Source organism: Wielerella bovis (genome assembly GCF_022354465.1).
GTDB classification, from domain to species: domain Bacteria; phylum Pseudomonadota; class Gammaproteobacteria; order Burkholderiales; family Neisseriaceae; genus Wielerella; species Wielerella bovis.
In genome coordinates, this window is record NZ_CP092361.1 from 2,131,115 (window position 1) to 2,155,788 (window position 24,674).

Annotated in this window: 25 protein-coding genes and 1 tRNA gene; 19 read left to right on the top strand and 7 right to left on the bottom strand. The window is 42.8% G+C overall.

Going from position 1 to position 24,674, the window contains the following annotated elements; all coding sequences use genetic code 11:
* Positions 1-126: 126 nt before the first annotated feature.
* Positions 127-258, bottom strand: coding sequence for a hypothetical protein (locus tag MIS45_RS11430; RefSeq protein ID WP_283397422.1), 132 nt, complete (start codon positions 256-258; stop codon positions 127-129).
* An 81-nt stretch (positions 259-339) separates the two neighbouring features.
* Here MIS45_RS11430 and murJ point away from each other — a divergent pair, with 81 nt between their 5' ends.
* Entirely contained in the window at positions 340-1,881 is a 1,542-nt protein-coding gene (gene murJ, locus MIS45_RS10385; protein ID WP_249450478.1) for a murein biosynthesis integral membrane protein MurJ, read from the top strand.
* A gap of 70 nt (positions 1,882-1,951) precedes the next feature.
* Positions 1,952-2,410, top strand: coding sequence for a Smg family protein (locus MIS45_RS10390; protein ID WP_249450479.1), 459 nt, complete (start codon positions 1,952-1,954; stop codon positions 2,408-2,410).
* A gap of 2 nt (positions 2,411-2,412) precedes the next feature.
* On the opposite strand, the gene MIS45_RS10395 is transcribed toward MIS45_RS10390, so the two are convergent.
* Entirely contained in the window at positions 2,413-2,577 is a 165-nt protein-coding gene (locus MIS45_RS10395; RefSeq protein ID WP_249448623.1) for a hypothetical protein, read from the bottom strand.
* A gap of 11 nt (positions 2,578-2,588) precedes the next feature.
* Between MIS45_RS10395 and MIS45_RS10400 the strand changes: the two genes are divergently transcribed.
* The 5 genes from MIS45_RS10400 to MIS45_RS10420 all read left to right on the top strand — a co-directional run bounded on the left by MIS45_RS10400 (position 2,589) and on the right by MIS45_RS10420 (position 8,154).
* Positions 2,589-3,581, top strand: coding sequence for a PDDEXK nuclease domain-containing protein (locus MIS45_RS10400; protein ID WP_249450480.1), 993 nt, complete (start codon positions 2,589-2,591; stop codon positions 3,579-3,581).
* 46 nt (positions 3,582-3,627) lie between these two features.
* Positions 3,628-5,967, top strand: a complete 2,340-nt coding sequence (gene topA, locus MIS45_RS10405) for a type I DNA topoisomerase (RefSeq protein ID WP_249450481.1) — start codon at positions 3,628-3,630, stop codon at positions 5,965-5,967.
* Positions 5,968-6,262: 295 nt separating this feature from the next.
* On the top strand, positions 6,263-6,853 hold the full coding sequence (locus MIS45_RS10410) for a hypothetical protein (protein ID WP_249450482.1): 591 nt from the start codon (positions 6,263-6,265) through the stop codon (positions 6,851-6,853).
* A gap of 55 nt (positions 6,854-6,908) precedes the next feature.
* The gene (locus tag MIS45_RS10415) at positions 6,909-7,829 is read left to right on the top strand and encodes a DUF2272 domain-containing protein (RefSeq protein WP_249450483.1); all 921 of its coding nucleotides are present in this window, start codon (positions 6,909-6,911) and stop codon (positions 7,827-7,829) included.
* 249 nt (positions 7,830-8,078) lie between these two features.
* Positions 8,079-8,154 (top strand) — tRNA-Glu (locus MIS45_RS10420).
* A gap of 52 nt (positions 8,155-8,206) precedes the next feature.
* On the opposite strand, the gene MIS45_RS10425 is transcribed toward MIS45_RS10420, so the two are convergent.
* Complete coding sequence (locus MIS45_RS10425) at positions 8,207-9,181, bottom strand: putative transporter (RefSeq protein ID WP_249448629.1); 975 nt, start codon at positions 9,179-9,181, stop codon at positions 8,207-8,209.
* A gap of 302 nt (positions 9,182-9,483) precedes the next feature.
* Here MIS45_RS10425 and MIS45_RS10430 point away from each other — a divergent pair, with 302 nt between their 5' ends.
* The 9 genes from MIS45_RS10430 (at position 9,484) to MIS45_RS10470 (ending at position 16,705) form a co-directional block, all read left to right on the top strand.
* On the top strand, positions 9,484-9,897 hold the full coding sequence (locus tag MIS45_RS10430) for a hypothetical protein (RefSeq protein ID WP_249450484.1): 414 nt from the start codon (positions 9,484-9,486) through the stop codon (positions 9,895-9,897).
* Between the two features lie 43 nt (positions 9,898-9,940).
* Positions 9,941-10,492: a hypothetical protein gene (locus MIS45_RS10435; RefSeq protein ID WP_249450485.1), complete on the top strand. Its 552-nt coding sequence runs from the start codon at positions 9,941-9,943 to the stop codon at positions 10,490-10,492.
* Positions 10,489-11,964: an anthranilate synthase component I gene (trpE, locus tag MIS45_RS10440; RefSeq protein WP_249450486.1), complete on the top strand. Its 1,476-nt coding sequence runs from the start codon at positions 10,489-10,491 to the stop codon at positions 11,962-11,964. The genes MIS45_RS10435 and trpE overlap by 4 nt, the downstream gene beginning before the upstream one ends.
* Before the next feature lie 75 nt (positions 11,965-12,039).
* Positions 12,040-12,492 (top strand): hypothetical protein, encoded by a 453-nt coding sequence (locus MIS45_RS10445; RefSeq protein ID WP_249450487.1) that lies wholly within the window; start codon positions 12,040-12,042, stop codon positions 12,490-12,492.
* Entirely contained in the window at positions 12,489-12,779 is a 291-nt protein-coding gene (locus tag MIS45_RS10450; protein WP_249450488.1) for a nucleotidyltransferase family protein, read from the top strand. The genes MIS45_RS10445 and MIS45_RS10450 overlap by 4 nt, the downstream gene beginning before the upstream one ends.
* A 57-nt stretch (positions 12,780-12,836) precedes the next feature.
* Complete coding sequence (locus MIS45_RS10455) at positions 12,837-13,079, top strand: hypothetical protein (RefSeq protein WP_249450489.1); 243 nt, start codon at positions 12,837-12,839, stop codon at positions 13,077-13,079.
* 263 nt (positions 13,080-13,342) lie between these two features.
* A complete protein-coding gene (yczE, locus tag MIS45_RS10460) occupies positions 13,343-13,990 on the top strand; it encodes a membrane protein YczE (protein ID WP_249450490.1) in 648 nt (215 codons plus the stop codon).
* A gap of 260 nt (positions 13,991-14,250) precedes the next feature.
* Positions 14,251-15,483 (top strand): DUF711 family protein, encoded by a 1,233-nt coding sequence (locus MIS45_RS10465; protein ID WP_249450491.1) that lies wholly within the window; start codon positions 14,251-14,253, stop codon positions 15,481-15,483.
* Positions 15,484-15,754: 271 nt separating this feature from the next.
* Positions 15,755-16,705: a hypothetical protein gene (locus MIS45_RS10470; protein ID WP_249450492.1), complete on the top strand. Its 951-nt coding sequence runs from the start codon at positions 15,755-15,757 to the stop codon at positions 16,703-16,705.
* A gap of 68 nt (positions 16,706-16,773) precedes the next feature.
* Here the strand turns inward: MIS45_RS10470 and MIS45_RS10475 are convergent, their stop codons facing one another.
* The 3 genes from MIS45_RS10475 to tig all read right to left on the bottom strand — a co-directional run bounded on the left by MIS45_RS10475 (position 16,774) and on the right by tig (position 19,438).
* The gene (locus MIS45_RS10475) at positions 16,774-17,238 is read right to left on the bottom strand and encodes a chorismate--pyruvate lyase family protein (RefSeq protein WP_249450493.1); all 465 of its coding nucleotides are present in this window, start codon (positions 17,236-17,238) and stop codon (positions 16,774-16,776) included.
* A 35-nt stretch (positions 17,239-17,273) separates the two neighbouring features.
* Positions 17,274-17,894: an ATP-dependent Clp endopeptidase proteolytic subunit ClpP gene (clpP, locus tag MIS45_RS10480; protein ID WP_249442578.1), complete on the bottom strand. Its 621-nt coding sequence runs from the start codon at positions 17,892-17,894 to the stop codon at positions 17,274-17,276.
* A 239-nt stretch (positions 17,895-18,133) separates the two neighbouring features.
* On the bottom strand, positions 18,134-19,438 hold the full coding sequence (tig, locus tag MIS45_RS10485; RefSeq protein ID WP_249445911.1) for a trigger factor: 1,305 nt from the start codon (positions 19,436-19,438) through the stop codon (positions 18,134-18,136).
* A 147-nt stretch (positions 19,439-19,585) separates the two neighbouring features.
* Here tig and MIS45_RS10490 point away from each other — a divergent pair, with 147 nt between their 5' ends.
* The gene (locus MIS45_RS10490; protein ID WP_249450494.1) at positions 19,586-20,431 is read left to right on the top strand and encodes a 23S rRNA (adenine(2030)-N(6))-methyltransferase RlmJ; all 846 of its coding nucleotides are present in this window, start codon (positions 19,586-19,588) and stop codon (positions 20,429-20,431) included.
* A gap of 196 nt (positions 20,432-20,627) precedes the next feature.
* On the opposite strand, the gene MIS45_RS10495 is transcribed toward MIS45_RS10490, so the two are convergent.
* Positions 20,628-21,764 (bottom strand): M14 family metallopeptidase, encoded by a 1,137-nt coding sequence (locus MIS45_RS10495; RefSeq protein WP_249450495.1) that lies wholly within the window; start codon positions 21,762-21,764, stop codon positions 20,628-20,630.
* Between the two features lie 214 nt (positions 21,765-21,978).
* On the opposite strand from MIS45_RS10495, the gene MIS45_RS10500 reads away from it, so the two are divergent.
* Together MIS45_RS10500 and adhP are read left to right on the top strand one after the other, a co-directional pair.
* A complete protein-coding gene (locus MIS45_RS10500; protein ID WP_249450496.1) occupies positions 21,979-23,034 on the top strand; it encodes an HlyD family secretion protein in 1,056 nt (351 codons plus the stop codon).
* A gap of 212 nt (positions 23,035-23,246) precedes the next feature.
* Positions 23,247-24,308 carry an alcohol dehydrogenase AdhP gene (adhP, locus tag MIS45_RS10505; RefSeq protein WP_249450497.1) on the top strand — a complete coding sequence of 354 codons (1,062 nt, stop codon included), beginning with the start codon at positions 23,247-23,249 and terminating at the stop codon, positions 24,306-24,308.
* The last annotated feature ends 366 nt before the right edge of the window (positions 24,309-24,674 follow it).

Sequence of the window (24,674 nt, forward strand, 5' to 3'; positions counted from 1 at the left end):
TGACCTTGTCAAGATGAACAAATGTTCAATATTAAAATAATTCATGCACAAAAGGAAGTTTTTTAATCAATCAAAAGGCAGCCTGAAAAGTTTTCAGGCTGCCTTTATAAATTCTCTTGTTTACATTCACACGCGCTGTTGCTCGGTTGGTAATTGTTCCGATGTCCGCCCAAAACGGCGTTTGCATGGTTGGAAGGTGGTAAAGACTTTGCGCACGTTTACCGCACCAAAATCAGGCCTCCGCACATTCAGTAACATAAAATTCCATGTAAGATAGGAATTGTGCAAAGATTTCAGATTAGTATAAACTAGCGATTTCACATTTTGCCCCTTTTTTCAATGAATCTGCTTACCGTATTAGCCAAACTCAGCAGCATGACCATGCTTTCACGCATCATGGGATTTGTCCGCGATGCCATTGTTGCGCGTATTTTTGGTGCAGGCGCAGCGATGGACGCGTTTGTGGTTGCGTTCAGGCTGCCTAATTTATTGCGCCGCATTTTTGCCGAAGGCGCGTTTTCACAAGCCTTCGTTCCCATGCTTGCCGATTACAAACACAATCGCGCCGATGAAGAAACGCGTGAATTTGTGCAAAACGTGGCGGGCATGCTCACATTTGTGTTGTGCATCATCACCGCGATTGGCGTATTCGCCGCACCAGCCGTGATTTGGCTCACTGCGAGCGGATTCGCCAAAGATGGCACACGTTTTGAGATTGCCGTATCGCTGTTACCGATTATTTTCCCGTATATCTTATTGATTTCACTCTCATCATTTGTTGGCAGCATTTTAAATACCTACAACAAATTTTCCATTCCCGCCTTCACGCCCGTTTTACTCAACCTATCGTTTATTGTATTCGCCCTATTTCTCGTCCCCTATTTTGACCCACCGATTATGGCGATGGCATGGGCGGTTTTAGTGGGCGGATTATTACAACTCGGTTTTCAACTGCCGTGGCTATATAAACTGGGTTTTTTCAGGCTGCCTAAACTCAATTTTCGTGATGTTGCCGTCAATCGCGTGATGAAACAAATGGTTCCGTCCATTATAGGCTCATCGGTAGCGCAAATTTCGCTGGTCATCAACACCACATTTGCATCGTATTTAACCGTTGGCAGTGTCTCTTGGCTGTATTATTCCGACCGCCTGATGGAATTGCCATCAGGTGTGATTGGCGCAGCTTTGGGCACGATTTTGCTCCCTAGTCTATCCAAACATGCCGCAGCGGATAATCAAGCCGAATTTTCCGCCTTGTTGGACTGGGGCTTACGCCTGTGCATGGTACTGATTTTGCCCGCAGCGGTTGGATTAGCGGTGCTGGGTTATCCGCTGGTCGCCACTTTGTTTATGTACCGCGAAGTATCCGTCCATGATGCCCACATGATTCAATACGCGCTGATTGCCGCCGCCGTTGGCTTGCCAGCCATGATGATGGTCAAAATTTTCGCACCAGGGTTTTACGCACGCAAAAATGTGAAAACGCCTGCCAAAATTGCCATTATTTCGCTGGTTTGCACGCAAATATTCAACTTGATTTTGGTGTGGAAACTGCAACACGTTGGGCTGGCATTGGCGGTTGCGCTTGGTTCATGCGTGAACGCAGGTTTGCTGTTTACCATGTTGCGCTTGCACGAAATTTATCAACCACGCACAGGTTGGCACAGATTTTTGCGCCAAATTGGCATCGCGTTATTGATGATGGCTGGCACATTGTGGACGATTCAAGCTGTCTTTCCAATTGATTGGGCAGCATTGCATGGCGGTTTGCGCGCGCTGATTTTGGCAGGATTGATTGTGCTGGCAGTTTTGGTTTATTTCGCCACTTTGGGCGTATTGGGTATGCGTCCGCGAGATTTTCGCCGTAGTGAAAGACATTGATGCTTGTTTTTTCAGGCTGCCTAAATTGATAAACAATGTTAGAATATAATTTTTATCCCAACATATTATTATGATTGACGTTGTCGCCTTTTTAATTGAAAACTTTCCCGATATACACGAATGCCCCAAAGGACAGGATTTGGGCTATATGTTGGAAAACGCAGGATTTGATGATGAAGACATCGGCGAGGCGATTATGTGTGTTGAATTGCTCAATGAATCTCCCATGTTGGAAAGCCAAAATCTAAACAGCAGCCAAGCCTTGCGTGTTTATCATGATGAAGAAGCCGATGCACTTTCTGCCGAAATTCGCGGTTTGTTGCATTTTTTGCACGAAAGTGGCGCACTCAATGCCAGCCAGCGTGAATTTGTGATTCATGCGCTGATGCACCTGCCTTATGACGAAATGACGCTGGATAAAGCCAAAGTGTTGGCATTGCTGGTTTTATGGGCGCATCGTTCCGAATTACCTGTGTTAATCGGCGATGAATTGATGGCGGTTTTGCACGGTAAAGGTGTGATGCAATAATTTCAGGCAGCCTGAAAAACAGTTGGATAAGTGTGTCCAACTGTTTTTTCATGAGAAATACTTGCCAAATTGGACACAATATAATAAGAATATAAAAAAGGAAAAAAACTATATTGTGTTTTCAGGCTGCCTGAAAATCCACCACACAAAATGATTTGAATAAACACCACAAAAAAATATGAACCATTTAATCCAAGAAATCAAACACATCATTCATCAAGCCAAAAATCAAGCCGTACGCGCGGTAGATGTGCAAAGGGTGTTGATGTATTGGCATATTGGCGAACGCATTTTTGTGGCTGAACAGGGCGAGCAACATCGTGCCGATTACGGTACTTATTTGATTAAAAATTTGGCAAAACAGCTTGAACCTGAATTTGGTAGCGGTTTTTCGGAGCGGCAATTGGAATTGTGTCGCCAATTTTATCGCTTGTTTCCAATTCCGAATGCAGTGCGTTCGGAATTGAATTGGACGCAATACAAATTGTTAATGCGTTTGTCGGACGAAGACGAACGCACATTCTATATTGCTGAAACCATTAAAAATCATTGGAGTTCGCGCCAATTGGAACGGCAAATTCACAGCCAGTTGTATCAACGTTTATTGTTGAGCAATGACAAAGCCAGCGTGTTGGCAGTTGCCCAAAATGAAATTGTGCCGCATGAACCCAAACAAATCATCAAAGACCCGATGATTTTGGAATTTTTGGATTTGAAACCGCAGCAACATTATTATGAAAAAGATTTGGAAAATGCCATTCTCAATCACATTCAAGAATTTTTGTTGGAGCTGGGCAATGGTTTCGCATTCATGCAAAGACAAAAGCGTTTGCACATAGACGGCGATGATTTTTTTGTGGATTTGTTGTTTTACAACCGCATTTTGCAATGTTTTGTGGTGGTGGAATTGAAAATGCACAAGCTCACACATCAAGACATTGGGCAGTTGCAAATGTATGTGAACTATTTTGACCGCATGGAAAAATTGCCCCATGAAAATCCGACCATTGGCATTTTGCTGTGTGCCGATAAAAATGAAACCGTTGTGAAATTAACGCTGCCTGAAAATCAACAACAAATTTTTGCCAGTCAATATCAATTTTGTTTTCCGTCTGCGGAACAATTACGCGATGAATTACAAAAAGAATTACAGCATTTTCAGGCAGCCTGAAAACAATATAACCCATTTAATTTAACGAAAAAAGAACAAAAAAACCATGTCCAAAAACCTATTAATCGTAGAATCCCCCAATAAAATCAAATCCGTCAAAAAATACTTGGGCGGCGATTTTGAAGTGCTGGCGTCATTCGGACACGTCCGTGACCTGATTCCCAAAGATGGCGCGGTCAATCCCGATGACAATTTTGCCATGAAATACCAAATCATCAGCAAAAACAGCAAACACGTTGATGCCATCGTTGCCGCCGCCAAAGAAGCCGACACCATTTATCTGGCAACCGACCCCGACCGCGAGGGCGAAGCGATTTCGTGGCACATCTACGAAATCCTGAAATCCAAACGCGGCATGAAAAACGTGGGCGATAAAATCCAACGTGTTGTTTTCCATGAAGTTACGCCCAAAGGCGTTCAGGCTGCCTTACAAAATCCGCGCGGCTTGGACGTGAATTTGATTGACGCGCAACAAGCTCGCCGTGCTTTGGATTATTTGGTGGGCTTCAATTTGTCGCCACTTTTGTGGAAGAAAATCCGCTACGGCTTGTCGGCTGGTCGTGTGCAAAGTCCTGCGCTGCGCCTGATTTGCGAACGCGAAAACGAAATCAAAGCCTTTGAAACGCAAGAATATTGGACGGTTCACATGGACAGCCACAAAGGGCGCACCCAGTTTTCCGCCAAACTGATTCAATGGCAGGGCAATAAATTGGAACAATTTTCGCTGCCCAATGAATCATCGCAGGCTGCCGTCTTGTCCGCGCTGCAAGGTAAAACGGCACAAGTGGCTGATGTGGTTAAGAAAAAAGCCACGCGGAAACCTGCCGCTCCCTACACCACGTCTACCATGCAACAGGACGCGGTTCGCAAACTCGGTTTCACGACCGACCGCACCATGCGCACCGCCCAGCAGCTTTTTGAAGGCATAGACGTGGGGCAAGGCGCGGTCGGCTTGATTACCTATATGCGTACCGATAGCGTAACCCTGTCGCAAGACGCGCTGACCGAAATCCGCCATTATATTGACAATAAAATTGGTGCGGATTTTCTGCCATCTTCTCCGAAAATCTACAAAACCAAGTCCAAAAACGCGCAAGAAGCCCACGAAGCGGTACGCCCGACTTCCGTGTACCGCTCGCCCGACAGCGTGAAGCCGTTTTTGTCGCCAGACCAATTCAAGTTGTACCAAATGATTTGGCAGCGCACAGTCGCCTGTCAAATGGTGGACGCGAAATTTGACGCGACTACGGTGGACATTAACGTGGGCGAAGGCGTGTTCCGTGCAACTGGGCAAGTGTTGGTTTTTGCAGGCTTTTTGAGCGTGTATCAGGAAGGTTTGGACGAAGACGACAACAACGATGACGAACCCAGCAGCAAAAAGCTGCCTGAAATGGCGGTGGGCGACACATTGCCCGTAGACAAATTGTATGGCGAACAACATTTTACCCAGCCGCCACCGCGCTTCAACGAAGCGACTTTGGTGAAGGCTTTGGAAGAATTTGGCATTGGTCGCCCGTCCACTTATGCCAGTATTATCAAGACTTTGAAAGACCGCGAATATGTAACGGTGGAACAACGCCGTTTCCAGCCGACCGACACGGGCGACATCGTCAATAAGTTCTTGACTGAACATTTTGAGCAATATGTGGACTACGATTTCACCGCCAAATTGGAAGACCAGCTTGACGAAATCGCCAACGGCAAACGCCCATGGATTCCCGTAATGGAGAAATTCTGGAAAGGTTTCCACAAGCAAGTGCTTGAAAAAGAAGGCATTGAACGCGCCAAATTCACCACCGAAGAATTGGACGAAACCTGCCCACAATGCGGCAAACACAAATTGCAAATCAAATTCGGACGCGCGGGGCGTTTCGTGGCGTGCGCGGGCTACCCCGAATGCGGCTACACGCGCAATGTGAACGAAACCGCCGAGCAAGCTGCCGAGCGCGTTGCCCAAGAAGCGGCGCAACAAGCTGAATTGGAAGGCAAATCTTGTCCGAAATGTGGCGGTCAGTTGGTGTACAAAACGGCGCGTTCAGGCAGCAAATTCATCGGTTGCGCGAATTATCCGAAATGCAAACACGTTGAGCCCTTGGAAAAACCGAAAACGACAGGCGTACCCTGCCCACAATGCGGCAAAGGGCATTTGGTGGAACGCAAATCGCGTTTTGGCACCACCTTTTACAGTTGCGACAGCTACCCCGATTGCAAATATGCGGTCAATCATTTGCCGTTGAACGAGCCGTGTCCGCAATGTAATTGGCAAATCACGATGCGGAAAGTAACCAAGCGTTGGGGCGTGGAGCGTGTGTGTCCGCAGAAAGAATGTGGCTGGAAAGAGCAGTTGGAAGCTCCTGCTGGTAAAGCGGATAAATCGGAAGAGTGAAATTTCAGGCAGCCTTTCAGTACGCGACAAAAATAGTTGGGCTACCTGAAACCTGTACCCTCTCCTACTTGCGGGAGGGGGCAGATTGGTGGTAATCCCAAAAATTGTTGTGTACCGAAAGAATATCTGAAAGGTTTTTGTTGTGTACCAGTATTACTAAAAATTAGTTTAGTAGTATAGTCGTTTCAAATACAAATAGTACAGCGTTACCAACGCCCTTATGTACTAGATGTACACGGCGGGGGTTGTCGCCTTGTCCGTGTTAATTTGAAACGACTATCAAAAGGTTTTTAATATGACTTTAAAAGACTTTAAAGAAAAAATTTTATATAAAGAAATGAAAGTATTAGTTGTATTGATACTTTATGTATTTATTACAATATTAATTTACTATTGCACTAATAATTATACGGATTTTGAAAAAATATTAGCCAATGATTTTTTAGATAAAGCATCTATATTTAGTTCTCATATGTTTTTAAGTATTGGAATTACAGGTATTATACTTGCTTTTATAAAACTTGTTTTTAATAAAAATGAAAGATATTATTTAGTAAGTACGACTTTTTTAGATAGGGTAGCATCAATTTGTATTGGTTCATTAGGCGTAATTATTCCTGTTTTTATATTTTTATTTGTAAATTATTCTAAATTAGAGAATGGAGAATTTGCAAGAAATATATCATATTTTCAATTAGGTATATTATTGTTAATTTATTTTTCTTGGGTATTTGGTGCAGATATTATCTGTAAGTATTTTTCAGAAGAAATTAAAGAAGCTAGAAAAAACAATAAGGATATAGGCAAATATTCATCAAGTATTTTTGCTTTGATGTATTCGGTATTTTTTCTACTACCAGCTTTTTTAGTGCCGTTACTTAAATAAGTATAGGTTGGATTGTTATATTTTGACAGTCAGTTATAGTTAACTAGAGTGTGCCATGTGCGCCCTACGCAGTTTCAGGCTGCCTGAAAACATTTCTCCAATTAAATCAACACACAATCCCAACACCATGTTACCCAATCCATTCAAATTTTACGCGCTGATTTTGATTGCGCTGCTTTCACTCAACGCTTGCCAAATTTCGCCGCATACCGCCTATATTCAGCAACAAGAAAATATCCCCGTTCCCGAAAATCTTTCGCTGAATCAAAAAATTGCATGGGTTGCCAAATGGGAACATGAATTGTGGCATCGCCCCTTTATCAATCAACAGGGGCATATTGTGAAACGCGGTGTCAGCGAAGCGACCCATGCCAAATTGGGCAATGGTCAAACCGCTTGGCAACGGGTTGCGCTGTATTGGGCAACACCAAATATGGACACGCTGGACAATTTATCATCTTGTTTTCAATCAAAAAAACAGCATATTCATCATTGTCGCAGTTTGTTGTTGGACAAGCCTTGGTCAGCCGCCTTTATTTCGCATGTGATGACGCAGGCGGGAGCAAAGGATTTTGTGCTTGCCCCAGCCCATATTACCTATATTCGCGCAGCCGCACAGCAACAAGGACATTATCAACTCTTGCCGCACACGCAAACCCGACCCGAAGTGGGCGATTTGTTGTGTTACAGCCGCAGCGAAGATGTGAAAAATCATGCAGCATTGAAAGATTTTTTGCAGCAGCAACAAGGCTTTTTGCCCACGCACTGCGATGTGGTGGTGGACGTACACGAGCGCGAAGTGCATTTGATTGGCGGCAATGTTGCCGATACGGTGATGTTGCGAAAAATGCCTTTGGACGACAATCAATTCATCGTGTTTCCCGATAACGCGCAAGGTATTTGTGAAGTGGAAAATGAAACGGCTTGCAATGCCAATCGGCAATATTGGGTGGCGTTGTTGAAATTAAAACAATAGCGTTCCTATGAAACAGAAAGAGGTTGAGGTTTTTAATCTAGCACATTTGTGATATGGATACAGATATTTCCGCAAAACAAAAATGTCGAATGCCAGTATCCAATTTCCCTATATTTTCAGGCTGCCTCAATATTTTTGTTCTATCCATAATTGGATTGTACACAATAATTTCTGTTGCCTTGCCCATATTAATTTTAAACAACTATAACCTTGACTTTCCGAGACAGCACCGTATAATTATCTATTTACGCGCCCATCGTCTAGAGGCCTAGGACACTGCCCTTTCACGGCGGCAACCGGGGTTCGAATCCCCGTGGGCGTGCCAGTTTTCAATAAAAAAATCCTACTTGAATCACAAGTAGGATTTTTTTATTTAGCTAACACTTTTTGATTTGCTGCTCAAATCCTTTTAAGCGTTTGTAAATAGACAGCAATTCCACAATCGTTGTCCACGATTTAACCAAAAATTGAAACGCATCTTGTACTTTACCAAATGCACGAACCACTTGTTGTAAGGTTCCCAATGTCAGCAAACCCATAATCAAACTGGGTCCCAATGCGATGTATGGCACTACCACCGCAAATTGCAAATATGACCAGCGCACCAAATCAAAATACAAATAATGCAAATAGAGAATATAGTTATTTTTGCGAATATCATCAAATAATTGGCGTAAAGTTTCAGGCTGCGCTCGGTTGGCATCGTCTTCGCCCAACACCAGTTCTTTACGATAGGCAGCTTCTACACGCTGATTATTAAATTCCAGCCCTGGTAATTTGATGCCAACCACACTCAACACCACCGTCCCAAATATTGAAAAAATCAGCGCGACATATACCAAAGAATGATTAACATGCCCAATCCATGGCAGTTGAGTAACATTTTTACTCAATTCCCACAGCACGGGCAAAAACGCCACCAAAGTCAGCACAGCACGAATAAAACTTTCACCTAAAGACTCCATAATTCTGGCAAAACGCATGGTATCTTCTTGGATGCGTTGCGATGCACCTTCAATATGACGAACTTTATCCCAATAGCTCAAATAATATTCGGTCATGGCAGTGCGCCAGCGGAAAATATAATGCTTGGTAAAAAATTCCAGTAGTACCGAAACGGCAATGGCGATGCCTGCAATGCGGGCGAAATTCATCACTTTTTGCAGAAATTCGGGAAAAGTTACTGAATTTGGAGCCTTCAAAATTTGTTGAATACCATCGTAAAAGTCGCCAAACCAATTATTGATTTGCACATCTAATTCCACTTTGTACCAAATAGCAATTAAAATAACCAGAGTACCCAAAACTGACCAACTCGACCATTTGGGATTGAGAAAAAAACTACGAAACATGAAATAAACTTTCGTCAATAATCATCAAAGGGCGATTTTAACGCGAGTTTGAGATAAGTTGTAGGGTAAGCAATTTGTTCTTCACACAAAGTATCGTCGTTTAAAATAGAAATAATACGGCATTGCCAACTCTCTATATACTCGCCTTGTCTTAATTCCCGTTTTAACTACCGTCCAAATGCAATTCTCAACATTTCCATTGCAATCTGGTTCCTCCGTTTTATGATTTAATGCCCGTAGGCGTGTAGAATATCGGTTTTACACGCCATTTTTGTTTTTCAGGCTGCCTGAAAGAACCATACATGAAAATAAAGCCAAAAAGTCCGATTAAAAAAACGCTTTCAAACAGAGCCATAGTAAGCAGTATATTGATTGCCATTATTCCAGCGTTTTGCACAATGGCAGTGATGTATTTTCCTGCTGTGCTGATGATTGAACTAGGAAATTGCAGAGATGAATGCGAATTTCCTAACATAACGGCGGCGGCATCTGCGATAACACTATTGGGCGGTCTATCGCTAATATTCCTTATTGCTCAAATAGTTGGCTCTATTATTCATTATCGCTATTTACCTAGCGATACACAAATTCAAAAAAGCAAAGATTTAAGTGATGATGAACAAAATCGCTACTTAAATTGGAAACATTATTTATTTTGGTGGTATTGTTTCGCACCTGTTGTAACGATTGCCTCCGTTTTTTTATTTGCATTATGATAAAAATAATTTTCAGGCTGCCTGAAAAGTATGAGTATATTTTATGTTAGAAGATTTAAAAAATGAAATCAAAGAAATTACAACAGCCATAAAAGAAGTCGTGGCAGACTTTGCGCCCCACGCTGTTTTCATTGTACAAGCGATTTTGGCTTTGGCACTTTGGTATGCTTTCCCCAAAATCAGTAGTTTGACGGAAAAAATTTTGGCAGAAAATTACACATCAAACAGTCAAATCAATCCCAATTTCCGAATTGCGGTACAGGATAATTCATCAGGAAAAATCATTTATCTAACTGATTATAATAAACAGATTTTATATATCCCCAAAAATCAAGAAGAGCAGATTCCATTTAGTGGCGACATCAAAAAACTGGATAACAATGTTATACAAGTTGGCATAAAACAAGATGGGATTTACAGTATAAGTCGTTATAAAATAGGGAAAAATATTCAGCCCCTTTATTTTGTGCAACATGATTTTGGGTTTACCTTACTTATGGGGACTATCATTATCATCCCTATCAAGTTATTATTTTTATTCATTAAATTCATCAAATTGATTTTCAGGCAGCCTGAAAGAAAGACAACATCATGATTTCCAAAAAAGAATATTTAGAACTCGCCCACGCTGGCTACAACCGCATTCCGCTTGTTCAAGAATTGTTGGCGGATTTGGATACGCCCCTTTCGCTGTACTTAAAGCTGGCAAATCAACCGTTTAGTTATTTGCTGGAATCTGTGGTGGGTGGCGAGCGTTTTGGTCGCTATTCATTTATCGGTTTACCGTGCGACACTTATTTGAAAGTGTCGGGCAATCGTACCGAAGTTTATCAAAATCATCAACTTACCCAAACGCATGACGGCAATCCGCTCCCCTTTATTGAGCAATTTCACGCGCAATTTAAAACGCCTGAAATCCCCAAATTGCCGCGTTTTACGGGCGGTTTGGTCGGCTATTTTGGCTATGAAACGATTTATTATTTTGAACACATCAAACATCGTCTCAAAAATCTGCCCAAAAATAACCCTTTGAATACGCCTGATATTTTGCTGATGTTGTCGCAAGAATTGGCGGTCATTGACAATTTGTCGGGCAAAATTTACCTGATTGTTTATGCCGACCCAACTCATCCGCAAGGCTATGAATTGGCACAGGAAAAATTGGCGGTATTGCGCGAAAAATTGCGCCAAAGCGTTGAAATTCCATTGAGTTTGGGCAGCGAAACCACGCAGCCTGAACACAGCACGGGCGAAACCGCGTTCAAATCCTACGTTCGCAAAGTGCGCGATTACATTTTGGACGGCGATTGCATGCAGGTTGTTCCCGCGCAAGGAATTAAATTGCCGTTTAAAGACAATCCCTTGCATTTGTATCGTGCTTTGCGGACGCTGAATCCTTCGCCCTATTTGTTTTATTATGATTTTGGCGATTTTCACATTGTCGGTTCATCGCCTGAAATTTTGGTGCGCCGTGAACGCGAAAAAGTGGTGGTGCGCCCGATTGCTGGCACACGTCTGCGCGGTGCCACGCCCGAGCAAGACGCTGAAAACGCTCAAGATTTGCTCAACGACCCGAAAGAAATTGCCGAACACACCATGTTGATTGATTTGGGGCGCAACGATGTGGGGCGCATTAGCGAGATTGGTTCTGTGGTGGTTACCGACAAAATGGTGATTGAAAAATATTCGCACGTCATGCACATCGTGTCCAATGTGGAAGGCAGCCTGAAAAATGGCGTGAGCAATATGGACATTTTGGCGGCGACTTTCCCTGCTGGCACGCTGTCGGGTGCGCCCAAAGTTCGCGCTTTGGAAATCATTGAAGAGCTGGAAACGGAAAAACGCAATATTTTCGGTGGTGCTGTGGGCGTTTGGGGCTTTAATCAAGACATGGATTTGGCGATTGCGATTCGCACAGCGATTGTACAAGATAATGTTTTGTATGTGAAAAGCGGTGCTGGCATTGTCGCTGACAGCGTGGAAGAAAGCGAGTGGCAGGAAACGCAAAACAAAGCCCGAGCCGTTTTACGCGCAGCGCAGATGGTGCAGGAAGGATTGGACAGTTAAGGCGGTAGGTTGGGTTGCAAAACCCAACCTTTTTGGGATTTTCAGGCTGCCTGAAAATAAAATTAGGAAAAGCAAATGAATTTATTTAATAAAAAATTTCCAAAATATCAAACATATATTAAAAGTGGGAAATTTATTGTATGGCTGACATTTGCAAATATTTTGCATTATTTATTTGGAAGCTATATGGCATTAGTAAATGAAGGACTGGTTTTACTCAATATATCAATATTAATTTATCATATTGTTTTATTTTGGTTTTTATTACATAAAAAATTATGGGCTTGGTATGCGTTGATACCGTTTTACATTTTATCCAGTTTTCAGTTTGAACTTGCTAATGGCGTATATTTTTTCATGAAGACGGCACTAATTGTGTCATTTGGTTTTGTAGCAAGTGGCGCAAAAATTGTCATTAATTTTGCATCATTGATTATTTTATTTTTTATTTTAAAAAACATACATCAAATTAAAAGGGAAAATTTGTTAGAACAATCTTTCAGGCAGCCTGAAAAGGAAAAATCATGAAACCATCTGAATTATTGCAATTACATCGCCAAGAAATCCACCAAATCAGCCAACAATTTGCGCTGAAAAATATGCGTGTATTCGGTTCGGTATCCAAAGGTTTAGATAATGAAAACAGTGATTTGGATATTTTGGTAGAACCCACCGAACACACCACTTTATTGGATTTATGCGGTTTACAAATGGAATTGGAAGAATTGCTTGGCATCAAAGTGGACGTACTCACACCGCGCAGTTTGCCTGAATATTTTCGTGCCGAAGTTTTACGCGATGCCAAGCCATTGTAATATATTCAAAATTTATCTAAAAAAATAATTTTCAGGCAGCCTGAAAAGGATTAAACCATGCGAATTATCCTATTTTTACTGTTGTCTATTTTGTGGTTTTGGTGGGTGTATGGGCTGACTTTGGCGTTGGCGAGCGCGTTCAAAACAGGCATTGCAACCACACCAATGGCAAAATATTCGCGCCAAAATCAACCGATGAAATTTGTGCTGACGGTGTTGGTGCAAGCGATTTTTTGGGTGGGTTTGGTGTTTTGGTGGCTGAATGGTTTGTGGAATTTTGTGATAAAAGTCTTTGATTAAATAAAATATAGTCGCTTAAAATTAAAAATACTACTGCGTTGCCCACGCCCTTATGTACTAGATGTACACGGCGGGCGTGGTCGCCTTGTCCTATTTTTATTTTAAGCGACTATAATACTTTCAGGCTGCCTGAAAATATGGTTGTTTAAAACTAGACAAAGCAATAATGAACACGGTGTACAAAAAATAGAGGCGAATGACAGTGTTGCAATATTGTATTAGACGACTATATCAAATACTTTAATCAACAGAAGGAGATAAAATTGAGTAAAAAAGTTCTTCCATATACACCATGGAAAGCACGCGGATTGTGGTCGTTTGAACCAAAATCACTACTGGTGTTGCTATTGGGTTTAAGTTTATTGGGCATGGGGGAAGCCATGCTGGTTTTGGGTAATTTAGGAGCTGCACCTTGGGTGGTGTTTGCACAGGGTTTGGCGTTACAAACGGGCATGAATGTGGGCGTTACCACGTTTATTATCAGCGTGGGCGTTATGTTGCTGTGGATTCCTCTGAGTTTGCGCGTGGGTTTTGGCACGATTGCAAACATGGTTGTGATTGCTTTGGTGTTGGGCTTAATCATTCGTTTTGTGCCGCCACCTGCTGCGGATGCTTGGTTATTGCGCGGTGCGCTGTGTGTGGGTGGTGTGTGTATGGTGGGAATAGCCGCCACTTTGTATATGACGTGCCACATGGGTGCTGGCCCAAGAGACGGATTGATGATTGGTATATGTCATAAAACAGGTTGGCGTGTGGGCGTGGTGCGTAGTTTGCTGGAAAGTACGGTTTGCTTGATAGGTTGGGCATTGGGCGGCACTTTGGGCGTGGGAACGTTATTGTTTGCATTTGGCGTGGGCTGGGTGGTGCAATGGAGTTTATTCGTGTTGGAACGATGTTTTGCACAATCATAGTGAGTGTATAGCATTTGTTGTATTGGATTATCAGCAAAACTCAATAGGCAGCCTGAAATATTTACTCGTATCACATAAATTGAAATGCAATATTTTTATTTTAAAATATAGTCAGTTATAATCGGTTTAAATAAAAATTAAGACAAGGCGACAGCAACCGCCATGTACATCTGTACATATATATAAAGGCACTGGTAACGCGGTATTATTTTTGTTTTAACCAACTATATTCATAGTAAACACATCAAAAGGTTACACAAATGATTAATTCCTCCTTAAAAAACAAAAATCTATGTAAAGTACGCGCCATTACGGCATTTGCCGTTTTACCTAATGATGAAACACAATGGCAAAATGTGTTAGCAGATGCCAAATTGCAATGCGACCACATAGCAGAAACATTAATGAAACAAGGATATATCGTACAGACTATACGAATTGTGAGTAATCCATTCGGCGAATATTTGGATTGTCAAAATGCCACTACTGCAGCACAAGGTCTGGCAAAAATTCGCCATATACTTAACCAACTTAATCAAAATGGCTTGCGTATTCGTTTTGCAATTGGTGAAGCTAAAACGGCACATGAAATTGCATTATTACCTGATTTAATTGCAGAATATGGCGATTTGTGTAATGCCTGTGTCAATATTCCAGTTGATGAATATGGCTTTTTAGATAATGATTTGATTGAATTATCTGTTAGAACAGTAGAAAAAATTGCTCAAATAACTCCGCGTGGCGAAGGCAATTTTAATTTTACGGTTAATTTTAATTGTCAACCGTTTATTCCTTATTTTCCAGCCAGCTATCATCATGGCGAACAGGGAAATTGTCTGGTATTAGGCTTGGAAACGCCAGATTTATTGGCAGCAGCATTGCGTGAATGTCATTTACCTAAAAACCATGCTGCTAAAATGCGAACCGCTTTCGTAGCAATGCGCGATGCTTTACAGTTTCATATCCAACAAGTTCAGGATATTGTTCAAACTGTTAAACTTGGAGATAAATGGACATACATCGGTATGGATACTTCAGCAGCGCCTTCTAAAAATTGTACATCAATGACCACATTGTATGAATTATTGGGTGTACCTTATTTTGGTGCAAGTGGTACAGTAGAAATATCAGCATTGCTAACACGCGTGTTTAAATCACTGAAAAACGTACCTATACTTGGCTTTTCAGGATTAATGCTGGCAGTTACTGAAGATGAAGGTTTGGCAGCTGCCACTCGTGCTGAACAATTTGATATTCGCGCCTTGCTTACCTACAGTAGCGTGTGTGGAATTGATTTGGATACTGTACCAATTGAAGGCGATACTCCATCAGATAAAATTGTCGCTATCATGCGTGATACAGGAACCATGGCATTTCGCTTAAATAAACCTTTAACTGTGCGATTATTCCCCGTTCACAATCTCAAAGCTGGCGAAATAACCGCATTTGAAAGTACGGATTTATGTAATTGCGCTGTTTTATTTGTACCCTAGAGGATTAAGGCTTGTACAGCTAAAATACTCGCTAATGCTGCTCATTAGCGAGTATTGTTAATGCCAAATTGAGCTTGTGAGCGCAAAAAACAGCCATATATAGTGAATTCAATTTAAATCAAGACAAGGCGACAGAGACCGCCGTGTACACATAGTACATAAGGGAGCTGGCAACGCTGTACTGGTTTAAATTGAATTCACTATAAAAACTTGCTTTCAGGCTGCCTCTAGTTTTAAATTATGCATATTTATCCAAAATAAGAAAATAATTATGAAAAAAATAATCACATGTTTCTTGGCATTACCCGCATTGTCGATGGCAAATGATGAACAACAAAATACATGGATAGACCGTGCGCATGGAAAAGTCAGCACAACCTTGGATAAAACAGCTCATCGTTTGGACGATTGGTTTGGCGAACCTGACCCCAATCGCCCAGCCAGCGCAAATTTACGCATATTATTGGACACGCATTGGAATGCGGACGATGGCGCGACATTTAAACCGCGTGTTCGGGGGCGTGTGCGTTTGCCCGTGTTAGAGCGCAAATTAAGCGTGGTCTTTGGCGATGATTCGCTGGACGAAGAATTGGGCAACAGTAATCATCTGGATAATGGTCAAACCCTGCGCGAGCCTGATGAAAAACGTTTTGCCAGCAAACGCAGTCGTGATGATAATTCGTCATTAGCATTGCGTTGGTCAGATGTTAGCCAAACGTTAGGCGTGGACGGCGATGCGGATATTGGTATTCGCTCAGGCAGCGATTTGTATGCGCGTGTGAAATTGGGGAAAACATGGCAACATTCGGCAAATTGGCGCAGTCGGGTGGAACAAATGTATCGTTATGGCGTGAAAAGTGAACATTATGCACGTTCGTCATACGAACTGAAATATGCACCAAATAATCAATGGTTTGTCGCCAATGAATTATGGGCAGATTATCGGCACGATGATGATGTAGAAAATTGGGGTTGGGGAGATAGTGTGTATCGCCAGCATCATTTTCAAGGCAATAAACGCTTGAATTATGGTGTATTTGTGGGCGGCGATATTGATAATAGGCAGCCTGAAATCAATACTTACGGTCCATTTGTTGGCTGGCGGCAACCTGTTTGGCGCGATTGGTTATTTGTGCAAACTGAATTGAATTATTACAACAATCGCAAAGAAAATCGCTCCCATCGTGCAGGTGGATTATTGCGCGTGGAAGCATTATTTTAATTTATAAATCATTGATTATATTGAATTATATTTAAGATAAAAGGCAGCCTGAAAACGTGAAATTGTTTTCAGGCTGCCCTAATATTTGCAATAGCTGGCAAAAAATATTCTGCCAAATACAATTTATCGCCGTCCCAATCAAACGATGAACGCCGCGCCAAAAGATAATGTTTGGGTGTGGCAAATTGCATTTCGCTGCGCGAGAGTTTCAGGCTGCCTGAAAACAAAATCGTACCCAGCGGCGTGTTGCCACAATGCAAAATCTCACGCCATTGCGATTGCATCGTGCAGACACTTTGTGCATGAACCACAGCCATATCGTCCAATAACAAAGTTACGCGCCGAGAAAATACGGTTTCAGGCAGCCTGAAATCAACAAAATCATGTTGGTTCGTTTCCCCCAGCGTATCTAATTGCACGGAAAATGTGCCCAACTGCGACAAAGTTTGCGTGAGCGATGGCGCGATGGCAATCGGGCGCAACCATTCTGCGTGGGCAGGATAATCTGTATGCCAATGTAACATTCTTTGCATGATGTAATATTTTTCAGGCAGCCTGAAAAACGTTTTTATACAATATCTACGCGAGAAGTAATCACTTTATCAATCAAACCATATTCCATCGCTTCTTGCGCGGACATGAAATTATCGCGGTCGGTATCGCGTTCCACTTGCTCTAACGATTTGCCCGTATGTTCCGCCAACATTTGGTTTAATTTGCCTTTTAATTTCAACAACTCACGCGCATGGATTTCAATATCCGATGCTTGACCGCCCAAACCACCGCTAATCAATGGTTGATGAATCATCACACGACTATTGGGCAGCGCGAAGCGTTTGCCTTTTGTGCCAGCCGACAACAAAAACGCGCCCATGCTCGCTGCTTGACCCAAACACAAGGTTTGCACATCGGGCTTGATGAATTTCATCGTATCGTAAATACTCATGCCCGCCGTTACGCTGCCCCCTGGCGAATTGATGTAGAAATAAATGTCTTTGTCAGGATTTTCGCTTTCCAAAAACAGCAGTTGCGCCACCACCAAATTGGCAGTATGGTCGTTGACAGGACCAACCAAAAAGATAATGCGCTCTTTGAGCAAGCGTGAATAAATGTCAAAAGCGCGTTCACCGCGACCGCTTTGTTCAATCACGGTGGGGATTAAAGTATTGTTTTGAATTTCGGGGAACATAATTTTTCTTTCATATTATTTAGGATATTCACTTTCAGGCAGCCTGAAACCTGTACAAAATCCCTATTTTATCTTTGGCGTGGCGCTTACATAATATGTCTGCACATTCTGTAATGCTATCGTTTTGAACCACGCGCAAATCTAGGGTTTTACCAAAGTTTCAGCCTAAAAATACATAATCTAGCAAAAAAGCACCAAGCAATCAAATCAATCGCTTTGGTGCTTTTTTGTGAAACAAATTAAGCGTCTGTGCCCATAATTTCGTCAAAGCTCAATGTTTTTTCTGTTACTTTGGCTTTACCGAAAACAAACTCAACCACATTAGCTTCAACTGCCAAATTAGTTGGACCAGCCAAACGGCTAGGGTCTGCAAAGTACCAATCAATCACTTCTTGTGAATCTTCATAGCTATCTGCAAATTCGCTCACAATCGCTTTCACTTGTTCATCGGTTGCTTTCAAATTGTTTTCTTCAACCAAAATAGGCAACAACAAGCCCAAAGCAACACGCTCTTGCGCACGCTCGGTGAACATATCCGCTGGCAAATCAAAGTTTTTCACATCCAAACCTTGTTGCTCGAATTGTTGTTTCATTTCTTCTGCCAAACGTTGCGCTTCATCTTGCACAAATGCTTTTGGCAAATCAAATGTATGCGCTTGACGCAACGCCGCCATCACAGCATCGGCATTTTGAGCATCCACACGACGTTTCACTTCACGGCTTACATTTTTCTTCACTTCTGCACGCATTTTGGCAACATCGCCATCTTCAATACCCAAAGCTTTTGCAAAATTTGCGTCTACTTCTGGCAATTCAGCTTCTGCCACATTATGTACCGTAATGGTAAATACAGCCGTTTTACCTGCCACATCTTTGCCATGGTAATCTTCGGGGAAATTCACTTCCACATCTTTGCTTTCGCCTTCTTTCAAGCCCAAGCAACCTTTTTCAAATTCAGGCAGCATTTGACCTTGACCCAAAACGAAAGGATAGTTTTTAGAAGAACCACCTTCAAATGGCACACCGTCAATTTTACCTTCAAAATCAATAATCACACGGTCGCCATCTTGTGCTTCACGCTCCACGCGGTTGAAACGAGTACGTTGTTTACGCAAAATTTCAATCGTGTTATCCACTTCTTTGTCGCCCACTTCCGAGATAACTTTTTCAATTTCCAAAGCAGACAAATCGCCAATTTTGATATCAGGATAAGTTTCGTAGATGAATGCTACTTTGAACGCATCTTGGCTTTCTTCTTCAAGTGGCTCAATGCGAATGACCGCAGCGATACGCAAATTTTGTTCTTGCGCTACTTTGTTGAATTCAGCTTGCGCCAAATCATTCAAGACATTGTTTTGAATGTTCGCGCCATACATTTGCGCAACCATTTTCAACGGTGCTTTACCAGGACGGAAACCATCAACTTTCACACGTTTTTGCGTTTTTTTCAATTCTTTGTCGGTTGCTTCGTTAATCGCCAACCAAGACACGGATACGACTACTTTGCGTTCCAAATTTTCCAATGTTTCAACAGTTACGCTCATGGCGGTCTCTTTCGTTAAAATAGTTAATCGGTTTAAAGGGATAGATTAAAGCGCACGATTTTAGCACAGTTCTGCTTTTCAGGCAGCCTGAAAATAGTGCAAAAAATGCTAAAATATTCTTTTTTTAATGCAGCCTGAAAGCCAAGTATGTTAAGTTACCGCCACGCCTTCCACGCAGGCAACCACGCCGATATGTTGAAACATTTTATCTTGTATTTGGTGTTAGATTATTTTAATCAAAAAGACAAACCCTATTGGTATATTGATACACATAGCGGTGCAGGCGTGTACGATTTGCGTGATGATGCCGCACAAAAAATTGGCGAATACGCGGACGGCATTGCACGTTTTCAGGCTGCCCCAGCCTTGCCAAAATTGGTGGCGGATTTTGTGGCACACGTTGGCGCAAGTTTACCCGAAACGCATTTATATTGCGGCTCGCCATGGTTAGCACAAAGTTTATTGCGCGATTCGGACAAAATGCGTTTATTTGAATTACACCCAACTGATTTCAGGCTGCTTTTGGATAATATGCGTGCAGCAAATTTGGGACGGCGCTGCATTGTCAAACAAGAAAATGGTTTTGCAGGATTAATTGCCTTGTTGCCACCAGCCACGCGCCGCGCTGTTGTGTTGATTGACCCGCCGTATGAGCAAAAACAAGATTATGCCAGCGTGGTGCAAACGCTGAAAGATGCCTTGAAACGTTTTGAGCAGGGCTGTTATCTGCTGTGGTATCCGTGTTTGAGCCGAGAAGAAAGTCGCACGCTGCCTGAAAAATTGGTCAAACTGATGCACACTAATTATTTGCACGCGCAATTACACGTCCACACGCCACGCGCAGACGGATTTGGTATGCACGGCAGCGGTATGTTTGTGCTCAATCCGCCCTATTTGTTGGCAAAACAATTACAGGAAACGCTGCCTGAAATCACGCGCGTATTGGCGCAAGATGATGGGGCAAAATTTGTGTTGGATTATCAAATCAAATAAAACCTGTATTCGTAAGATTGATAGCTTGATTTTATTGACAATTCGTGCAAATACAAGGCGGATTTTCATACCAATATCGGGATTATTGGCGTGAAAAGCCAACGCAGTAGGTGCATGAAGTGGCGATATTATGAATACGGGTTCATAAGCCAAAAGGCAGCCTGAAAAGTTTTCAGGCTGCCTTAAATATTGAACATTACGCTTCCCGATGCAATTCTTTGCACACTACCAACATCGCATTCAACACACTTTCGCCCAAACGCAAGGAACGTTGTCCATTCCAGCCAAAATCATCATCGGGCAAATTATCGTTATCCTTAAACGGCATTTCCAAAGTGTATGCCAAACAATGGAACGTGTTGCCAACATAATTGGTCGCCAGTGTTAAATTTGCCGTGCCAGTCGCATCTTTGGGATAACCATGAACATCTTGAAAATCGGGCGAGGCAGCCTGAAACGCATCTTTAAACAAGGTTTCCAATTCCGCAATACGCGGCGAATAATTGGGTACACCTTCCGTGCCTGCCACAAATACATACGGTAAGCCTTCATCGCCATGCACGTCCAAAAACATATCCACACCAATTTCGTGCATTTTTTCGCGCACATAATACACTTCTGGGCTACGTTCAATCGTGGGCGCGAGCCATTCGCGGTTCAAATTTGCCCCTGCTGCATTGGTACGCAGATTGCCCAAAAATGCGCCATCTGGATTCATATTCGGCACGACATAAAACGTTGCCTTGTCCAACAAAGTACGCGCGGTTGGGTCTTGATGGTCAAGCAAGCGCGACAAAAAGCCTTCCATAAACCATTCTGCCATTGTTTCACCAGGGTGTTGCCGCGCGATGACCCAAATTTTCAAATCGCTGTCCACTTGGTTGCCAATGGTCAGCAAATTGATGTCGCGCCCTTGCACGGTGCTACCCAAATCATCAATTTGACACAAGCCGCTGCCTTGCGCTTCGCCGAGCAAATTCAGATGTTGTTCATGCGAATATGGTTCAAAATAAGCGTAGTAAATGCTGTTGGCAAGCGGCGTATGCGTGATGATGAGTTCGCCGTTTTCGTATACGGTTGGTACGCGAAACCAATTTTGACGGTCGTATGATGCAACCGCCTGATAACCGTCCCAGCCGTCTGGATAGGCGGCTTCGTGTGCATCTTCAAAATGCATCACGCAGTTGGTATACGCCGCACCTTGTAGGCGAAAATAAAACCATTGTTTGAAATCAGATGCGTTATCGGGGCGCAATGCTAAACGAATGTGTTCTGGATTGGATAAATCGCGCACAATCACTGCGCCTGCGTCAAATTGGGTGGAGATTTTCATATTCGCGTCCTGCTGGAAGAAATAGGTTTCATTATAGCGTTTTCAGGCTGCCTAAACCATAAAGGCAGCCTGAAAACACATCAAAGATTGGTTTTACGTTTATTTTCCGATAAGATAATGAATGCTACTGAATAAGCAATCGCTACTGATTTTTCAGGCTGCCTATTTTGTTTTGCGAAAAATAAAATCATCATTTTACGCCACGAGATTGATAATGAAAAAACTGATTCTCCCTGCCCTGATAATTGCTTTGATTGTCGGCGGTTTTTATGTCTATCAACAAAAAAATAAATCGGCACTACCCGATAATATTGCCCAATCCAACGGACGTTTGGAATTGGAACGTTACGATGTGGCGAGTTTGTACGCTGGGCGCATTCAAGCGATGCACGTGGACGAAGGCAGCGAAGTGAAAGCAGGCGATGTGTTGGCGGAATTGTCATCGGAAACAGTTGTCAGCCGCGTGGAAGAAGCACAAGCGGGCGAAATGGCGGCGAAAGAAGCGGTACAACGCGCCCAAGCGGGTGTGAAACAAGCGCAAGAAGCGGTGGCACGTGCCGATGCTCAAATCGCGGCGCAGTTGCAACAACAAAAATTGGCGCAAATGGAATTGAATAACACCAGCCAGTTGCAAAGCGATTCGCTGGTGTCGCCAGCGGAAACGCAACGCAGACGTTCGCAACGTGATGGTGCGGTGTCGGCGGTAAAAGCGGCGCAAGCGGCAAAAGCGGAAGCAATGGCGGCGGTACGTCAAGCACAGGCGCAAGTGGCGGAAGCGCAAGCAGGGGTATTGGCGCGCCAAGCGCAAGTAAAAGCAGCACAAGCGGCGAATAATGACATGGCGATTGTCAGCCTGAAAGATGGGCGCGTGGAATACAAAATCGCGGAAGTGGGCAATGTGATTGGCGCGGGCAGCAAAGTGGTGAGTTTGCTTGACCCAAGCGATGTGAGCATGAGTATTTTTTTGCCCAACGCGCAAATAGGCAGCCTGAAAGTGGGCGATGAAGCGCGAATTGTGTTGGACGGGATTGATGCGGTGTTTCCGGCGAAAATCAGTTTTATTGCGACAGAAGCGCAGTTCACACCGAAAAATGTGGAAACAGCAAATGAACGTGCCAAATTGATGTTTAAAGTGAAATTGAAAGTGCCGAGTGAAACAGCGTTGAAATACAATGGATTGCTAAAAGGTGGCATGACGGGCAATGGTTTTGTGCGCACCAAACAAGGCAATTGGACGGCGGATTTGGCAGTGCGCTTGCCCAAAGAGTGATTTTTAGAGTTTCAGGCTGCCTTAACTTTAATTTAGTAATATTTAACAAGGATGCCTGTTATTTTATAACATATATAAATTATTGATTTTAATAAATTTATTTCAATAGTATTTGACACAAAGCTATCAAAGAGCGCATACTATGACAACGGTTTTTTATTTAGTGTAAAAATATTACACATTTTTCTAACTCTAAATCAGGAGAACGCATCATGAAAATGAAAGCTGCTGTTGTAAACCCAAAAATTGACGGTTTTGTAGAAGTTGTAGAAAAAGAAATTCGCCCATTGCAATTTAACGAAGCATTGGTTGAAGTGGAATATTGCGGTGTTTGCCATACTGATTTGCATGTGGCAGCTGGCGATTATGGTCAAAAAGAAGGTCGTGTATTAGGGCATGAAGGCATTGGCATTGTGAAACAAGTAGCTGATGGCGTGAAAGCCTTGAAAGTGGGCGACCGCGTCAGCATTGCGTGGATGTATGCCGCTTGTGGTGCGTGTGAATATTGCAACACAGGTCGTGAAACTTTGTGCCGCACCGTATTGAACGCGGGTTACACCGCCGATGGTGGTATGGCAACACATTGCATTGTCAATGCGGATTATGCGGTTAAAGTTCCTGATGGTTTAGACCCTGCACAAGCATCTAGCATCACTTGCGCTGGCGTTACCACTTATAAAGCTATTAAAGTATCAGGCGTACGACCAGGTCAATGGCTGGCAATGTATGGTGCAGGTGGCTTGGGTAATTTAGGTGTGCAGTACGCAAAAAAAGTGTTTGGTGCACACGTGGTTGCGATTGATGTAAATGATGAAAAATTAGAATTTGCCAAAGAATGTGGTGCAGATTTGGTGATTAATGTAACCAAAGAAGATGCAGCAAAAGTGATGCAAGAAAAAATTGGTGGTGCGCATACAGCAGTAGTAACGGCAGTTTCTAAAGCCGCATTTAATTCAGCAATAGATTGTGTCCGTGCAGGTGGTCGTGTAGTAGCAGTTGGCTTACCACCTGAAAATATGGATTTGTCTATTCCGCGCATTGTGTTGGATGGCATTGAAGTGGTTGGTTCGCTGGTTGGCACGCGCAAAGATTTAGAAGAAGCGTTCCAATTTGGCGCAGAAGGTTTAGTTGTACCCAAAGTACAACTGCGCTCTTTGGAAGAGACACCAGAAATCTTTGAAGAAATGCGTCAAGGCAAAATCACAGGTCGCATGGTTATTGATATGAAAAAAGGTCATAGCGGTTGCTGTGGCGCATGTAGTGGCCAGCACTAATTTAACCCAATAAAATAAGCAGCCTGAAAAATATTTTTCAGGCTGCTTTTTGTTTATTTAATCTAAGAACCTGTATTCATAAGATTGATTGCTTGATTTTATAGTCGCTTAAAATTAAAAATACTACTGCGTTGCCCACGCCCTTATGTACTAGATGTACACGGCAGGCGTGGTCGCCTTGTCCTATTTTTATTTTAAGCGACTATATTGCCAATTTTTGCGGATACAAGGCGACTTTTCATGCCAATATTGAACATATTGGCATGAAAAGTTAACACAGTAAGCGCATAAAGTGGCGATAAAAGCAAGTTATTAAGATTGTGAATGTAGGCTCTAAATCAGGCAGCCTGAAAATCATAAACACGA

Excerpts from the sequence above, each read along its gene's own strand:
- MIS45_RS11430 (WP_283397422.1), bottom strand. The coding sequence starts at position 258 with ATGTTACTGAATGTGCGGAGGCCTGATTTTGGTGCGGTAAACGTGCGC.
- murJ (WP_249450478.1), top strand. The coding sequence starts at position 340 with ATGAATCTGCTTACCGTATTAGCCAAACTCAGCAGCATGACCATGCTT.
- MIS45_RS10390 (WP_249450479.1), top strand. The coding sequence starts at position 1,952 with ATGATTGACGTTGTCGCCTTTTTAATTGAAAACTTTCCCGATATACAC.
- MIS45_RS10400 (WP_249450480.1), top strand. The coding sequence starts at position 2,589 with ATGAACCATTTAATCCAAGAAATCAAACACATCATTCATCAAGCCAAA.
- topA (WP_249450481.1), top strand. The coding sequence starts at position 3,628 with ATGTCCAAAAACCTATTAATCGTAGAATCCCCCAATAAAATCAAATCC.
- MIS45_RS10410 (WP_249450482.1), top strand. The coding sequence starts at position 6,263 with ATGACTTTAAAAGACTTTAAAGAAAAAATTTTATATAAAGAAATGAAA.
- MIS45_RS10415 (WP_249450483.1), top strand. The coding sequence starts at position 6,909 with ATGTGCGCCCTACGCAGTTTCAGGCTGCCTGAAAACATTTCTCCAATT.
- MIS45_RS10425 (WP_249448629.1), bottom strand. The coding sequence starts at position 9,181 with ATGTTTCGTAGTTTTTTTCTCAATCCCAAATGGTCGAGTTGGTCAGTT.
- MIS45_RS10430 (WP_249450484.1), top strand. The coding sequence starts at position 9,484 with ATGAAAATAAAGCCAAAAAGTCCGATTAAAAAAACGCTTTCAAACAGA.
- MIS45_RS10435 (WP_249450485.1), top strand. The coding sequence starts at position 9,941 with ATGTTAGAAGATTTAAAAAATGAAATCAAAGAAATTACAACAGCCATA.
- trpE (WP_249450486.1), top strand. The coding sequence starts at position 10,489 with ATGATTTCCAAAAAAGAATATTTAGAACTCGCCCACGCTGGCTACAAC.
- MIS45_RS10445 (WP_249450487.1), top strand. The coding sequence starts at position 12,040 with ATGAATTTATTTAATAAAAAATTTCCAAAATATCAAACATATATTAAA.
- MIS45_RS10450 (WP_249450488.1), top strand. The coding sequence starts at position 12,489 with ATGAAACCATCTGAATTATTGCAATTACATCGCCAAGAAATCCACCAA.
- MIS45_RS10455 (WP_249450489.1), top strand. The coding sequence starts at position 12,837 with ATGCGAATTATCCTATTTTTACTGTTGTCTATTTTGTGGTTTTGGTGG.
- MIS45_RS10465 (WP_249450491.1), top strand. The coding sequence starts at position 14,251 with ATGATTAATTCCTCCTTAAAAAACAAAAATCTATGTAAAGTACGCGCC.
- MIS45_RS10470 (WP_249450492.1), top strand. The coding sequence starts at position 15,755 with ATGAAAAAAATAATCACATGTTTCTTGGCATTACCCGCATTGTCGATG.
- MIS45_RS10475 (WP_249450493.1), bottom strand. The coding sequence starts at position 17,238 with ATGCAAAGAATGTTACATTGGCATACAGATTATCCTGCCCACGCAGAA.
- clpP (WP_249442578.1), bottom strand. The coding sequence starts at position 17,894 with ATGTTCCCCGAAATTCAAAACAATACTTTAATCCCCACCGTGATTGAA.
- tig (WP_249445911.1), bottom strand. The coding sequence starts at position 19,438 with ATGAGCGTAACTGTTGAAACATTGGAAAATTTGGAACGCAAAGTAGTC.
- MIS45_RS10490 (WP_249450494.1), top strand. The coding sequence starts at position 19,586 with ATGTTAAGTTACCGCCACGCCTTCCACGCAGGCAACCACGCCGATATG.
- MIS45_RS10495 (WP_249450495.1), bottom strand. The coding sequence starts at position 21,764 with ATGAAAATCTCCACCCAATTTGACGCAGGCGCAGTGATTGTGCGCGAT.
- MIS45_RS10500 (WP_249450496.1), top strand. The coding sequence starts at position 21,979 with ATGAAAAAACTGATTCTCCCTGCCCTGATAATTGCTTTGATTGTCGGC.
- adhP (WP_249450497.1), top strand. The coding sequence starts at position 23,247 with ATGAAAATGAAAGCTGCTGTTGTAAACCCAAAAATTGACGGTTTTGTA.